We start from the raw sequence: 13,377 nt of genomic DNA, 5'->3' as shown, positions 1-13,377 counted from the left end.
CACTTTTTTGTTAGGACTTTTCTTTTCCGAACAGCTTGCCTAGGGTCGTGCCCAGAACGACAACGTTCAAACAATAAATAGGGAGTAACCTAATGAAAAAGCTGCTTACCGCTACCGCAGCAACCGCCCTGCTAGCGGGCACCGCAATGGCCGACGACGTTAAGCTGGGCGTGCTGTTCGGCTTTACTGGACCGATTGAATCGCTGGCACCAGCCATGGGTTCGGGCGCTGAGCTGGCGATGGCCGAAGTTACAGAATCCGGGAAGCTGCTGGACGGCTCAACCGTTACCGGAACGCGTGCTGACACCGGCTGCATCGACAATGGCCTGGCGACATCGAACGGCGAACGCATGATCGCGGATGGCGTCGCTGGCATCATCGGCGGTGACTGCTCGGGCGTAACTGGCGCCATCCTGCAGAACGTTGCGATTCCGAACGGCATGGTCATGATCTCGCCCTCTGCAACCTCGCCGGGATTGTCGACGATGGAAGACAACGGCCTCTTCTTCCGCACTGCCCCGTCGGATGCGCGTGAAGGTCAGGTGATGGCAGATATCCTGAACGATCGCGGCATCGGCTCGATCGCTCTGACATACACCAACAACGACTACGGCAAAGGCCTGGCAGACGCGATCCAGTCTTCATTCGAAGCTTCGGGTGGTGAAGTCACCATCGTCGCTGCACATGAAGACGGCAAGGCTGACTACTCGGCAGAAGTCGGCGCGCTGGCCTCCGCCGGTGGCGACATACTGGTGGTTGCGGGTTATCTGGACCAAGGCGGTCTGGGCATCATCCAGTCAGCACTGGACAGCGGCGCGTTTGACACGTTCGGTTTGCCTGGCGGCATGATCGGTGACTCGCTGCCCGCAAATGTCGGGCCCGACCTAAACGGCTCGTTCGGACAGATCGCCGGTTCTGGCGGCGAAGGTGCCGAGAAGTACTTTGCCATGGCTGAAGCTGCTGGTTTTGACGGCTCGTCGCCCTATTCACCTGAAGCATACGACGCCGCCGCACTGTTCATGCTGGCCATGCAGGCCGCAGGCTCGACCGCTCCGGCAGAATACGGAGCAAAGATCATGGATGTTGCCAACGCTCCGGGTGAGAAAATCTATCCCGGTGAACTGGCCAAAGGTCTGGAACTGTTGGCTGCTGGTCAGGAAATCGACTATGTCGGCGCATCTGGTGTTGAACTGATCGGACCCGGTGAAAGCGCGGGATCCTACCGCGAGATCGAAGTGACCGACGGCGAGAACAAGACCGTCAACTTCCGTTGATCCGAACTTCATAGTCATAAAATCAAGCAGCCCGGGCCTTGTGTCCGGGCTGTTTCAATGACAAAAGGCCGCACCTCCCTTAAGGGGATATGACAACAAGAACGCCGAACAGGGCGGCAAGGGGAAAAGATGATCGTCGTCGAAGACGTGCACAAGCATTTCGGCGGGTTTCATGCGGTGGACGGGGCATCGCTGGAAATCCAAAAAGGGTCCATCACCGGCCTGATCGGTCCGAACGGGGCCGGAAAAACCACTCTGTTCAACGTGATCGCGGGTGTTCTTCCACCGACCAGCGGCAAGGTCTTCATGGACGGTGAGGATATTACTGGTCTGCCTCCGCATGAGCTGTTTCACAAGGGCCTGCTGCGCACCTTCCAAATCGCGCATGAGTTTTCCTCGATGTCCTGCCGCGAGAACCTGATGATGGTACCCGGTGCGCAATCGGGTGAATCGCTGTGGAACACATGGTTCGGGCGTAAACGTATCGCCGATGAGGAACGCGCGCTGAAAGCCAAGGCCGATGAGGTGCTGGAGTTCCTGACCATCGAGCATCTGGCAGATCACAAGGCCGGTCAGGTCTCGGGTGGTCAGAAAAAGCTGCTTGAGCTTGGCCGCACCATGATGGTCGATGCGAAGATCGTGTTTCTGGACGAGGTCGGCGCGGGCGTGAACCGCACCCTGCTGATGACCATTGCAGACACGATCCTGCGCCTGAACAAGGAACGCGGCTATACCTTCGTTGTTATCGAGCACGACATGGATTTCATCGGCAAGATCTGCGACCCGGTCATCTGTATGGCCGAGGGTAAGGTGCTGGCCGAAGGCACTCTGGACGAGATCAAAGCCAATGAACACGTGATCGAAGCTTACCTAGGCACAGGCCTGAAGAACAAAGACAAGCTGGAGGCGGGCGCATGAGCGACACCCCCTACCAGGACGATAAGGGCAACAAGGACGCCTCGATCACCAATACGCATGGTGTCGGCACAATGACCCCAGCGCATCGCAAAAGCGGTGAGACTCACCGAGTCGAGGGCGGCCCTTTCCTGATTGGTGACACCATGACCGGCGGCTATGGCAAAGGGCCGGACATCCTGCATGATTGCACCATTGCCGTTGACAAGGGTGAGATTGCGGTGATCGTGGGACCCAACGGTGCGGGTAAATCGACTGCAATGAAGGCCGTTTTTGGCATGCTAGATGTGCGCCAAGGGTCTGTGCGCCTGGATGGCGAAGACATCACCAATCTCAGCCCACAGGATCGTGTGCAGCGTGGCATGGGCTTTGTGCCACAGACCTCGAACATTTTCACTTCGATGACGGTTGAAGAGAACCTTGAAATGGGCGCCTTCATCCGCCGCGACGATTTCTCGGAGACGATGGAACAGGTCTATGATCTCTTCCCCATCCTGCGCGACAAGCGCAATCAGGCCGCCGGAGAGCTGTCGGGCGGTCAGCGCCAGCAGGTCGCCGTGGGCCGTGCGCTGATGACCCAGCCCAAGGTCCTGATGCTGGACGAACCCACCGCTGGAGTCTCGCCCATCGTGATGGATGAGTTGTTCGACCGGATCATCGAGGTGTCGCGCACTGGGTTGCCGATCCTGATGGTCGAGCAGAATGCCCGTCAGGCGCTGGAGATCGCGGATAAGGGATATGTGCTGGTTCAGGGACGGAATGCTTATACCGGCACGGGCAAGGAACTTCTGGCCGATCCTGAAGTTCGTAAGAGTTTCTTGGGGGGGTGACGTGAGATCCGCAATGATGATCGCATTTGCCTCAATGTGCAGTACGGCTTGGGCGGCGCCTTGCGTCCTTCAAGAGGCCTGCACTGACGTGCAAAACTGTGAGGGTGAGGAACTCATGCTTGAGCTGCTAGGCACCCCGCCCGAGCGTATTGAAAGTAACTTTGGTGACTTTTCAGTCGATAGGATCGCGAAGGCTGGTGATATCACTTCCAAAATTAGCTTGTCTGACGGGCAAGAGTGGACAGCCGTTTCAAAAAGTGACCTGTTGGCGGCGTCCTGGACCGAAGACGACAGACACGAGCATATGTATGTGACCAAAACTTCGACAACCGAACTAACCGTCACATTGTTCACCCAACCACTGCGTTATGTCGATTATGCGAAAGCTAACAATGGACGACGCACTTTCTCTGGAAAATGCGAGCAGGAGTTTTAATGGACTTCCTCAACGCCCTTGTGGCGCTCTCCAACTTCGTTCTTGTTCCCGCAATCGCCTATGGCAGCCAGTTGGCGCTGGGTGCTTTGGGGGTGACACTGATCTATGGCATCCTGCGGTTCTCGAACTTTGCGCATGGTGACACGATGGCCTTTGGCGCGATGATTGCCGTGCTGGTCACGTGGGCCATGCAGGCCGCCGGGGTCAGTTTCGGGCCGCTGCCGACAGCTCTGCTCGCCCTGCCCTTTGCCATATTGGGCTGTATCGTTTTGGTGCTGATCACGGACCGGCTGGTTTATCGGTTCTACCGAGAGCAGAAGGCCAAGCCGGTTATTCTGGTGATCGTGTCGATGGGCGTGATGTTCATCATGAACGGCCTCGTGCGGTTCATCATCGGGCCGGATGACCAGCGGTTTTCGGACGGCGCGCGGTTCCTGATCAAAGCGCGGGATTTCAAGGCTTGGACGGGACTGAACGAGGGGCTTGCGATCAAGACTTCTCAGGCCATCACTGTCGTTGTGGCGGTGGTTGCCGTGGCCGCGTTGTTCTGGTTCCTCAACAAAACCCGTACCGGCAAATCGATGCGCGCCTATTCGGATAACGAGGATCTGGCGCTTCTGTCCGGCATCAACCCCGAACGGGTGGTGATGATCACATGGATCATCGTCGCCGCCCTGGCGACCACGGCGGGCGTGCTTTACGGCCTCGACAAGAGCTTCAAGCCTTTCGTCTATTTCCAGCTTTTGCTGCCGATCTTTGCCTCGGCCATCGTGGGCGGGCTCGGCAACCCTCTGGGCGCCATTGCTGGCGGGTTCATCATCGCGTTTTCCGAGGTGACCGTCACCTATGCGTGGAAGAAAGTGCTGACCTATCTGGCGCCGGAAAGTCTGGAGCCGTCCGGATTGGTCCAGTTCCTGTCCACCGACTACAAATTCGCCGTCAGCTTCGCCATCTTGCTGATCGTGCTGCTGTTTAAGCCGACAGGCCTGTTCAAGGGAAAAGTAATATGAGCGAGCCCGTCAAAAACACACTGCTATTTGTTGTCGTTGGCAGCCTGATCCTGTTGACCGGGTTCACGCAAAGTTGGAACGCCGCGATCCTGATCCTGAACATGGGCCTGATCTCGGCCATCATGTCGATCGGAGTGAACCTGCAATGGGGCTTTGCGGGCCTATTTAATGTCGGTGTCATGGGCTTTGTCGCGCTGGGCGGGCTTGCGGTTGTTCTGATCTCAACCCCACCTACCCCCGGCGCATGGTCTGGAGGAGGATACGGTGTCGTTCTTTCGCTATTGCTGGGCGCGGCAACGGTGGTCGCGGCCGTTATGGTCGCGCAGAAGATGCCGAAAGGGCGCACACGGTCGTTTGCGATCATCGGCATTCTGATCGTTGGCTTTTTTGTTTACCGCGCAATCTTTGATCCCAATGTTGCTTCGATCGAAGCGATTGATCCTGCTGTAGCAGGCAATATCGGCGGGCTGAACCTGCCGGTCCTATTCGCTTGGCCGGCTGGAGGGCTGCTGGCCGCGGGCGCGGCCTGGCTGATCGGTAAAACCGCTCTGGGTTTGCGGTCGGACTATCTGGCGATTGCTACGCTTGGGATCGCCGAAATCATCATCGCGGTTATGAAAAACGAAGACTGGTTGGCCCGAGGGGTCAAGAATGTCTACGGCATTCCGCGCCCCGCACCAGTGGTGGGCTATGAGGTTGAGCTGCAGCAAGACCCCTCTTTCATCGCGCGGGCCGAATGGTTCGGGCTGGACCCCGTCACCGCCTCGACCCTATCCGTGAAGCTTGGGTATTCGTTGCTGTTCCTCATCGTGTTGCTGATACTGCTCTGGATGGCTCAGATGGCGTTAAAAAGCCCTTGGGGCCGCATGATGCGTGCCATTCGTGACAACGAAGTCGCGGCTGAGGCGATGGGCAAGGACGTCACCCGCCGCCACTTGCAAATCTTTGTTCTGGGTTCGGCCATCTGCGGCGTTGCCGGTGCAATGATGACCACGCTCGACGGGCAGCTGACACCAGGTACCTACAACCCTCTGCGATTTACCTTCCTAGTTTGGGTCATGGTCATCGTCGGCGGATCGGGCAACAACTTCGGAGCCGTACTGGGAGCGTTCTTAATCTGGTTCTTGTGGGTGCAGGTTGAACCCATAGGACTGTGGCTGATGAACCTGATTACCGCAGGAATGCCCGATGGCAGCGCTTTGAAATCGCATCTGATAGACAGCGCAGCACATATGCGGTTGTTCACGATGGGACTTATTCTGCTGATTGTTCTCAGATTCAGCCCAAGAGGGTTGATCCCAGAGAAATAAGCAAAATTTCGTGAGAAATTCCCCTAACGCGCCGTGATCCGGCGCGTTTTATTGTGCGGAAGATCAGAAAGGGCTAAACCTGCACACTGCGAACCACCACATCGCTGCTGTGCCGAGCTCTGTGCGAGATTGGCGCAGGGTTGTTAACGATCTGAACGTTTACCAGGATGAGAGCATCGACCTCGCTATGAACAAACCACTCAAAATATTCGCTATGGCCGTTCCGACATTGGCAGTGTTATCGGCCTGCGTACCCACGCCCGAGGAATTGGAAACCACCCCGGTCAAGGTGCAGACACCAAAAGGGGTCGTGACCTGCCAGCTTTACCGGCATGACAGGGTCAGCTGGGATCGTGCGATCGATTTCCCCGCCACCAAGATGTCGGTGCCCGAGGCAGACAACTACTGCAAACAAGAAGGCCTGCGACGATTGAAGCGCTGATCAGGCGGCGTGCGACCTGTTGATCGCGCGCATGAACGAACGCCTCATCGATTGCGAAACAATCCGCCCAGGATGCCACGAACGATACGGCGACCTGTCGTTCCTTTCAGCTCTTTGATCACGGCCTCGCTCATGGCCGTGGCGAAAGTATCCTTCTTTCGCGAGACACGCGAAGAAGAGCGCCCAACACGACTGCCCGAATATCTGCGGGCCGAGGCATATTCCCGTTCCATCGGGCTCTGCTGTTCCAAAACTTCGTCGGATTCGGCCTGTTCAGCCGCGTTGGCCGCCGCATTGGCCCGCGCCTGCAGGATTTCAAAGGCAGATTTGCGATCGATCCGGGTGCCGTATTTGGCACCCATCGGAGACGTTTCGATGAACGATTGACGCTCAGCCTTGGTTATCGGACCAAGTTGAGAACCCGGCGGTCGGATCAGGGTGCGTTCGACGACACCCGGGACCCCTTTTTTTTGCAGCATCGAGGTTACCGCCTCGCCCACGCCGACTTCGCGAATGGCGGCCTCGGTATCGAAGGCGGGATTCTCGCGATAGGTCTCTGCCGCCAGACGCAGGTTTTTTCGGTCGCGTGCGGTAAATGCCCTAAGCGCATGCTGGATCCGATTACCCAGTTGGCCGAGGATATCTTCGGGAATGTCGGCTGGATTTTGCGAGATAAAGTATACGCCCACACCTTTCGATCGGATAAGCCGCGCCACTTGTTCGACCTTGTCCACCAGTACTTTCGGAGCGTCCTCGAACAGCAAATGCGCCTCGTCAAAGAAGAACACCAGCTTGGGTTTTTCCGGATCACCAACTTCGGGCAATTCCTCGAAGAGTTCACTTAGCAACCATAACAAGAAAGTCGCATAAAGGCGCGGCGACCCCATCAATTTGTCCGAGGCCAGAATGTTCACCATACCTTGCCCGCTTTCGTCAGTTTGCATCAGATCTGCAAGCTCCAGCGCAGGCTCACCGAACAGGTTCGTGCCACCCTGATTTTCAAGCACCAGCAAACGCCGCTGAATGGCACCAATCGATGCCGTGGAAACGTTGCCATATCGCAGCGACAGCTGGGCTCGGTTTTCGCCAATCCAGACCAGCAATGCCTGCAGGTCTTTCAAGTCCAGCAGCGGCATGCCCTCTTCATCCGCGACCCGAAAGGCGATGTTAAGAATACCTTCCTGCGCCTCGCTAAGCTCCATCAGTCTGGATAACAGCAGCGGGCCCATCTCAGTTACGGTGGTTCGGACGGGATGACCTTGTTCACCGAACAGGTCCCAAAAGGTGACCGGGCAAGCGGCGTACGAGAACGTATCGAACCCGATCTTCGCAGCGCGGTCCTGAAAGGCCTGATGCAGCTTGTGACTTTCGCTTCCGGGCAGCGCCAATCCCGACAAGTCACCTTTGACATCGGACAGAAACACCGGAACACCGGCTTGCGAAAACCCCTCGGCCAGAATTTGCAGCGTTACCGTCTTACCTGTTCCGGTCGCGCCGGCGATAAGACCATGGCGGTTCGCGTATTTCAATGACAACCCCTGTGCCACTGAGTATCCATCACCGCCGCCGCCTACGAATATTTTGTTGTCCATTAAGAAACTGTCCTGAGTTCTACCGATCTGCTGCAAGCATACAAAGTTAACCTTTCGCTGCGAGAGTAAATGTTGCTCATCGTGGTCTGACTGCGGTGGCAAACTTCCTCCCTGTCGACTGGCCGTGCCTTCGGGCACGGCTTTTTTATGAATTCTGACCAAATCCAACGATATCGGTTCTTTTTTTGGGGTTAGCAGTTGACCGATGGGTTTCGCTTTCGTAACGTCTGCGCATAACTAAGTCGGCCAGTCCGACGGGGAGAAAAATTCAAGAAGGGAGCCGCTCCACCGGCTCCCTTTTTCATTGCCTGTTCACTGCTTAATTTGCTGTGTTTGGCGCGTTTCGGCAAAAAATTGAGTAATTTGCATACCGTCGTTCGGATTGTTCCTGACACCGCCCTACAACAATGTTAGACGAGGCAAAAAGCTGGATCATCAAGATGAGGCATTTATGATCAGGAAATTGGCACACCTTAGCATCGTGGCGGCAGGACTTTTCTGCACCACGGCCATGGCGCAGGAAAGCACCGACGCTCCGGAATCCGGGGCCGAGGTCGGTTCTGATCTGGATTTGGGCCAGACCGGTCCCCGGATTGGTGAGCAATATGAGAAAGAGCAATCGGGCGATTGGAAAATTTCTTGCATCAAATCCGATGCTAGCCAGGATCCATGCGCCATGGTTCAGATTCTGAACAATCAGCAAGGCGATCCAATCGCCGAGGTGTCGATCGGCAAATTGCCGCAAGGAGGTGCCGCCGTCGCTTGGGCAAACGTCGTGGTTCCGCTTGAAACACTTCTGCAGGCTCAGTTGGCGGTTTCAATCGATGGTGCGCCGCGCAAGTTGTATAACTATCACCACTGTGTCCCGGTAGGATGTCTTGCGCAACTGGGACTGACACAGGGCGATATCGATGCCATGAGATCGGGATCCACTGCAGTGCTCTCGCTGGTCCCTGCCCGCCTGCCGGATCAGGTGCTGAACATGGAGATGTCGCTAAGCGGTTTCACCGCAGCATTTGACGGCCTGACGGAGTCAGCAAACTGATACCGAATTTAGTTAAAACCCGAGCCGTTGCTTAACAGCGACGGCTTTTTTAAATCCGCTTTAGCGCGAGAACGGCATTCAATCCGCCAAAGGCAAACGCGTTGCTAAGTGCGACATCGACCTTCGCCTCACGCGCTTCGTTCGGCACCACATCGAGTGCACATTCGGGGTCAGGCTCTTCATAGCCGATAGTCGGGGCGACAATTCCGTCGCGTAAGGCCATGATACAAGCCAGCAACTCGACCGCGCCAGTTCCACCAATCAAATGACCATGCATTGATTTAGTGGACGAGATCATGAGGTCGTCTGCATGAGGGCCAAACACATCAGCAACGGCAGCGCATTCGGTTTTGTCATTGGCAGCCGTGCCAGTGCCATGCGCGTTGATATACCCCACGTCACTAGCGTTTAATTTTGCATCCGCCAAGGCACCGGCCATCGCACGAGAAGCCCCTTGTTTGCTTGGCATAACGATGTCAGCCGCATCTGAAGACATGGCAAAGCCCACGACTTCGCACAGGATCTCAGCGCCACGTGCACGCGCATGTTCATATTCTTCGAAGACAAAGACACCCGCACCTTCGCCTTGCACCATCCCGTTTCGGTTAGCACTGAATGGGCGGCAGGCATCTTTGGACATGACACGAAGCCCTTCCCACGCCTTAACACCGCCAAAGCACAGCATCGATTCCGACCCACCAGTCACCATGGCTGGTGCAGCCCCACTGCGCACCATCTGAAACGCCTGTGCCATGGCATGATTCGATGATGCACAAGCGGTCGACACCGTGAAGCTGGGGCCTTTTAGGTTGTGTTCCATCGAAACGTGGCTGGCTGCCGCGTTGTTCATCAATTTGGGGACAACAAATGGATGCACCCTGTTTTTGCCGTCTTCGTAGACCGAACGATAGTTGTCATCCCAGGTTGAAACACCGCCCCCGGCAGTTCCCAAAACAACGCCTGACCGTGCCGCGGTATCGCCCGAGAACACAATGCCTGACTGGTCAATCGCCTCTTTGGCAGCGGTCAGCGTGAACTGTGTGAACCGATCATACAGCGTCATCTGCTGACGATTGAACCGCCCCTCAGCCTCAAAACCGCGCACTTGCCCGCCGATCTTGATCGACAACCGGTCTACATCACGGAACTCAAGATCTGAGATACCGCATCGGCCTTCACGCATGGCTTCCAGCGTATCGGGGACAGAATGACCCAGCGAATTGATGGTGCCCGCACCCGTAATGACGACGCGTCTCATACCGGAGGTCAGACCTTTTCCGATACAAGTTTTTCTATGCCCGCAATAATCGCGGCCACGTTTGAAATATCGAAATCACTCGCGGTGGGTTCGTTCGCGTTGAAGGGCACCGTGATATCAAACTCTTCTTCGATGGCAAAGATGCTCTCAACCAAACCCAGGCTATCGATGCCCAAATCCTCGAGCGTGCTGTCGGGCGTCACATCCGAAGGCTCAAGCACGGCCTGCTCGGCAATGATTGCAATGACGCGGTCGCTGATGCTCATCTCGATCCCCTGGTTATCGTGTTGGGGTTGATTTAATCGCTTGGAGGCAGTTTGGAAACAGCCTTTTTCAACGCCTCAACGTCACGGGCCAAACGGGGCAATCGGCGTTGGGCTTTGTAAATCTCTGTGTGGCTTTCCATTTTGACCCCTGGATAACCCATAATCACGCGGCCAGCAGGCACATTCGACAGGATCTTGGTGCCTCCACCGGATATTACCCCATCACCGATAAAGATGTTGTCGGCAACGCCAGTCTGACCACCCAATACAACGTTATTTCCGATCTCAACCGAACCGGAAACTCCAGTCTGACCGCAGAGCAAGCAATCCTGCCCCACGCGCGTGTTGTGACCCACATGTACAAGGTTATCCAACTTGGACCCGCTTCCGATCACGGTGTTGCGGATAGTGCCGTTGTCGACGGTACAGTTCGACCCAACTTCAACATCGTCACCAATCTCGACCGCCCCAAGTGAGTGAATGCGCAACCAGCTTTGCGCTTTTGCATCCCCTTGATCGCCAAGTGTTTTCCGCGCGTTTTCTGCGCCTGATACCTCAGGCGTGACGTAGCTGAACCCGTCACCTCCGATACGCGCGCCCGGCTGAGCAATAAATCGATCGCCAATCTGCGCCCGTGCCCCGATGCTTACCATCTCGCGAAGCAGAGCGCCTTCACCCAGCGCTGCATCCATTCCAATCACGCAATGCGCGCCGATAACCGAACCCTTACCGATCTTTGCCCGCGCTCCGATCACGGCAAGCGGACCGACCGATACGTCCTCTCCAATCTCAGCAGTTTCATCGATAACAGCCGATGGGTGGATCCCCGGTGCAATGCCCTGCCCTCGATCCAGCATCGATGTTATTCCGGCCATCGCCATACGCGGGCGCTGAACAAAGATGGCGGCCTCAAGACCCAAAGCCTGCCAATCTGCCCCATCCCAAAGTACAGCGGCCCGCGCCGCGCCATTCGCCAAGGCCTCGGCATATTTGGGCGACATTGCCATCGCCAGATCGGTTGGTCCCGCATCGCCTGGCTCGGCTGCGCGAAGGATCGTCAAACTCGTCTGACCCTCGGCCACAGCACCAAGAGCGTCGGCGATTTGCTGAACTGTGAATTGCATGCGGGCTTCCTCGTGGCGCGTAGTTGCCCCGTGATTACCCCTGAACGTCCGGCAGGGCTACCCCTGCCTTTTGCAATGCCTCCCAGATCTTACGATCACGGTCATATACATCACGGCGATATTGAACCTCACCCTTCGGTCCGACATAGGCCGTTCTGTAGATCAGATGCACCGGCACCGGGTTTTCAAGGTTCACCTTCGTCTCTTTCCCGGTGTTCAACACACGATGGAAGAAAGATTTTGGATCCTCTTCCTGTTTGGCCAGCAATGCATATGCAAATTCAAATGGCTGCGCCAATCGAATACATCCGTGTGAGAAAGCCCGAACCTCGCGCGCAAACAAAGATTTCTGTGGTGTATCATGGAGATAGATGTTGTGCTTGTTCGGGAACATGAACTTCACCAGACCCAGCGCGTTGCTTCTGCTTGGTGGTTGACGCATCGAGAACGGGAAGTTCCTTGCGGTGAACTGGGTGAAATCAACAGCGCCCCGGTTAACTTGCCGCCCCCCACGATCAGTAATCTGGATATGCCCCACTGCGTTCGGGTTAGCTTGTAATTTCGGCAGGTACTCTTTGGTGATGATCGAGCGCGGAACATACCAGCTGGGGTTGATCACCATATGCTCCATCTCGTCCGAAAACTCCGGACTACGGCGATCATGTGTATTTTTGCCAATGACTGCGCGTGTCTCAAACGTGACCTGACCGTCATCAACGATTTTTGCCGAAAAGTCTGCCTGATTCACCAGAATGTGGCGCTCACCACGTTCTTCGGGCAACCAACGCTCACGTTCCAAAGCAACGTAAACCGCTTTCAGACGGTCGGATACTGGCCGATTGATCTCGGTGATGGTTCCATTACCTGCTACGCCATCCGGTTCAAGCCCATGTGCGGTTTGAAACGCCTGAACGGCAGCAAGCAACACGTCATCATAGTTGGGGCTTGCAGTGGGTTTCAAATAACCCATAGCTACCAACCGATTGCGCAATTTGATGACATTCGCGCCTGTGTCTCCGCGCTCAAGCTTTGTGACAGGAACGGTCTCACCCCACCCGCCCTGTTCGATCAGCGTTTCAAGCGCAATTTTCTGCTTCATCAAAGCGCGATACTGGCGTGATTGAGGCATAATCTCACGGAAGTACTCATCACCATCGCCGGCAACAAGACGCTTCAGGTGTTCTTGCGTGCTGCGCCGTTCAACATCCAGTACAAGGCCAGCATCGATTTGCGAAGGTGAAGTAACACCGGACTGTATATCGTTGGCATATTTAGCAAAAATTTGACTTAGCTCAGCCTCGATCAAACCTAAATCACGGGTTGTTCTGGCGTCCTGCATCTTCGCGATCAATGCTGAGACATCATAGCGCGCGCGTGGAAGCCCATGCATGTCGATTGTTGACAAAGCCTTGATCAAGGCAGCGCGCCGCGCTTCATGTTCAGGAGTGCTGCCTACCCACACTGGATCAAACGCATTTTTTCGGTAGAATTCAGCGATCGCAGTGTTTGAAATCGTGCTTTCAGCCACCGCCATCTGGAAGGCGGTGCCAGATGTCCCCGCCAATGCGACAGAAGCTGAAACTGCCACAAAGGTAGCTGCAAATACACTAGAACGAGCGCGAGAAACAAACGACATCAGATAGCCTTGGTTATTCAATGATTTGCCGCAAAATTTCTACGGCGTTTAGAAATAATGTTTGGAGGCGCAGTCAATGTCTATTCACAAATATATCAATTAGCCTCTTCTTTTTACCGTGATGCGTGTTTGCATCGTTGGAACTTGGATTGCAGAATTATCATGCATGTTTGCATCAGTTGCGCAAAAAACTGCCGAAAATTCCCCCTTGATTAAGGCGCAGGCAAAGACTCCTTGGC

Annotated in this window: 13 protein-coding genes; 8 read left to right on the top strand and 5 right to left on the bottom strand. The window is 55.6% G+C overall.

Going from position 1 to position 13,377, the window contains the following annotated elements:
* The first annotated feature begins 92 nt into the window (after positions 1 to 92).
* From AC2FI7_RS03950 to AC2FI7_RS03920, 7 genes are all read left to right on the top strand, one after another.
* On the top strand, positions 93 to 1,274 hold the full coding sequence (locus AC2FI7_RS03950) for an ABC transporter substrate-binding protein (RefSeq protein ID WP_010440180.1): 1,182 nt from the start codon (positions 93 to 95) through the stop codon (positions 1,272 to 1,274).
* Positions 1,275 to 1,403: 129 nt separating this feature from the next.
* On the top strand, positions 1,404 to 2,192 hold the full coding sequence (locus tag AC2FI7_RS03945) for an ABC transporter ATP-binding protein (RefSeq protein WP_010440181.1): 789 nt from the start codon (positions 1,404 to 1,406) through the stop codon (positions 2,190 to 2,192).
* Positions 2,189 to 3,019, top strand: a complete 831-nt coding sequence (locus tag AC2FI7_RS03940; RefSeq protein ID WP_010440182.1) for an ABC transporter ATP-binding protein — start codon at positions 2,189 to 2,191, stop codon at positions 3,017 to 3,019. The genes AC2FI7_RS03945 and AC2FI7_RS03940 overlap by 4 nt, the downstream gene beginning before the upstream one ends.
* 13 nt (positions 3,020 to 3,032) lie before the next feature.
* Positions 3,033 to 3,455, top strand: a complete 423-nt coding sequence (locus AC2FI7_RS03935; RefSeq protein ID WP_010440183.1) for a hypothetical protein — start codon at positions 3,033 to 3,035, stop codon at positions 3,453 to 3,455.
* On the top strand, positions 3,455 to 4,465 hold the full coding sequence (locus AC2FI7_RS03930) for a branched-chain amino acid ABC transporter permease (RefSeq protein ID WP_010440184.1): 1,011 nt from the start codon (positions 3,455 to 3,457) through the stop codon (positions 4,463 to 4,465). Before AC2FI7_RS03935 ends, AC2FI7_RS03930 begins: the two co-directional genes overlap by 1 nt.
* Complete coding sequence (locus AC2FI7_RS03925) at positions 4,462 to 5,775, top strand: branched-chain amino acid ABC transporter permease (RefSeq protein WP_010440185.1); 1,314 nt, start codon at positions 4,462 to 4,464, stop codon at positions 5,773 to 5,775. The genes AC2FI7_RS03930 and AC2FI7_RS03925 overlap by 4 nt, the downstream gene beginning before the upstream one ends.
* 187 nt (positions 5,776 to 5,962) lie before the next feature.
* Entirely contained in the window at positions 5,963 to 6,217 is a 255-nt protein-coding gene (locus AC2FI7_RS03920; RefSeq protein WP_010440186.1) for a hypothetical protein, read from the top strand.
* Positions 6,218 to 6,261: 44 nt separating this feature from the next.
* Here the strand turns inward: AC2FI7_RS03920 and AC2FI7_RS03915 are convergent, their stop codons facing one another.
* Positions 6,262 to 7,809 carry a helicase HerA-like domain-containing protein gene (locus AC2FI7_RS03915; protein WP_010440187.1) on the bottom strand — a complete coding sequence of 516 codons (1,548 nt, stop codon included), beginning with the start codon at positions 7,807 to 7,809 and terminating at the stop codon, positions 6,262 to 6,264.
* A gap of 451 nt (positions 7,810 to 8,260) precedes the next feature.
* Here AC2FI7_RS03915 and AC2FI7_RS03910 point away from each other — a divergent pair, with 451 nt between their 5' ends.
* The gene (locus tag AC2FI7_RS03910) at positions 8,261 to 8,854 is read left to right on the top strand and encodes an invasion associated locus B family protein (protein WP_010440188.1); all 594 of its coding nucleotides are present in this window, start codon (positions 8,261 to 8,263) and stop codon (positions 8,852 to 8,854) included.
* A 49-nt stretch (positions 8,855 to 8,903) separates the two neighbouring features.
* On the opposite strand, the gene AC2FI7_RS03905 is transcribed toward AC2FI7_RS03910, so the two are convergent.
* Genes AC2FI7_RS03905 through AC2FI7_RS03890 form a run of 4 tightly spaced genes read right to left on the bottom strand, consistent with a single transcriptional unit; the run spans position 8,904 to position 13,138 of the window.
* Positions 8,904 to 10,112: a beta-ketoacyl-[acyl-carrier-protein] synthase family protein gene (locus AC2FI7_RS03905; protein ID WP_010440189.1), complete on the bottom strand. Its 1,209-nt coding sequence runs from the start codon at positions 10,110 to 10,112 to the stop codon at positions 8,904 to 8,906.
* 8 nt (positions 10,113 to 10,120) lie between these two features.
* Positions 10,121 to 10,378: an acyl carrier protein gene (locus tag AC2FI7_RS03900; protein WP_010440190.1), complete on the bottom strand. Its 258-nt coding sequence runs from the start codon at positions 10,376 to 10,378 to the stop codon at positions 10,121 to 10,123.
* Positions 10,379 to 10,410: 32 nt separating this feature from the next.
* On the bottom strand, positions 10,411 to 11,502 hold the full coding sequence (lpxD, locus tag AC2FI7_RS03895; protein WP_010440191.1) for a UDP-3-O-(3-hydroxymyristoyl)glucosamine N-acyltransferase: 1,092 nt from the start codon (positions 11,500 to 11,502) through the stop codon (positions 10,411 to 10,413).
* A 34-nt stretch (positions 11,503 to 11,536) separates the two neighbouring features.
* On the bottom strand, positions 11,537 to 13,138 hold the full coding sequence (locus AC2FI7_RS03890) for a L,D-transpeptidase family protein (RefSeq protein ID WP_496833249.1): 1,602 nt from the start codon (positions 13,136 to 13,138) through the stop codon (positions 11,537 to 11,539).
* Positions 13,139 to 13,377: the final 239 nt, after the last annotated feature.

The organism is Ruegeria sp. YTSA064 (genome assembly GCF_059610325.1).
Note: the sequence above shows the minus strand (reverse complement) of the source record. Positions and strands in the feature narration are given on the sequence as shown.

Excerpts from the sequence above, each read along its gene's own strand:
- AC2FI7_RS03950 (WP_010440180.1), top strand. The coding sequence starts at position 93 with ATGAAAAAGCTGCTTACCGCTACCGCAGCAACCGCCCTGCTAGCGGGC.
- AC2FI7_RS03945 (WP_010440181.1), top strand. The coding sequence starts at position 1,404 with ATGATCGTCGTCGAAGACGTGCACAAGCATTTCGGCGGGTTTCATGCG.
- AC2FI7_RS03940 (WP_010440182.1), top strand. The coding sequence starts at position 2,189 with ATGAGCGACACCCCCTACCAGGACGATAAGGGCAACAAGGACGCCTCG.
- AC2FI7_RS03935 (WP_010440183.1), top strand. The coding sequence starts at position 3,033 with ATGATGATCGCATTTGCCTCAATGTGCAGTACGGCTTGGGCGGCGCCT.
- AC2FI7_RS03930 (WP_010440184.1), top strand. The coding sequence starts at position 3,455 with ATGGACTTCCTCAACGCCCTTGTGGCGCTCTCCAACTTCGTTCTTGTT.
- AC2FI7_RS03925 (WP_010440185.1), top strand. The coding sequence starts at position 4,462 with ATGAGCGAGCCCGTCAAAAACACACTGCTATTTGTTGTCGTTGGCAGC.
- AC2FI7_RS03920 (WP_010440186.1), top strand. The coding sequence starts at position 5,963 with ATGAACAAACCACTCAAAATATTCGCTATGGCCGTTCCGACATTGGCA.
- AC2FI7_RS03915 (WP_010440187.1), bottom strand. The coding sequence starts at position 7,809 with ATGGACAACAAAATATTCGTAGGCGGCGGCGGTGATGGATACTCAGTG.
- AC2FI7_RS03910 (WP_010440188.1), top strand. The coding sequence starts at position 8,261 with ATGATCAGGAAATTGGCACACCTTAGCATCGTGGCGGCAGGACTTTTC.
- AC2FI7_RS03905 (WP_010440189.1), bottom strand. The coding sequence starts at position 10,112 with ATGAGACGCGTCGTCATTACGGGTGCGGGCACCATCAATTCGCTGGGT.
- AC2FI7_RS03900 (WP_010440190.1), bottom strand. The coding sequence starts at position 10,378 with ATGAGCATCAGCGACCGCGTCATTGCAATCATTGCCGAGCAGGCCGTG.
- lpxD (WP_010440191.1), bottom strand. The coding sequence starts at position 11,502 with ATGCAATTCACAGTTCAGCAAATCGCCGACGCTCTTGGTGCTGTGGCC.
- AC2FI7_RS03890 (WP_496833249.1), bottom strand. The coding sequence starts at position 13,138 with ATGTCGTTTGTTTCTCGCGCTCGTTCTAGTGTATTTGCAGCTACCTTT.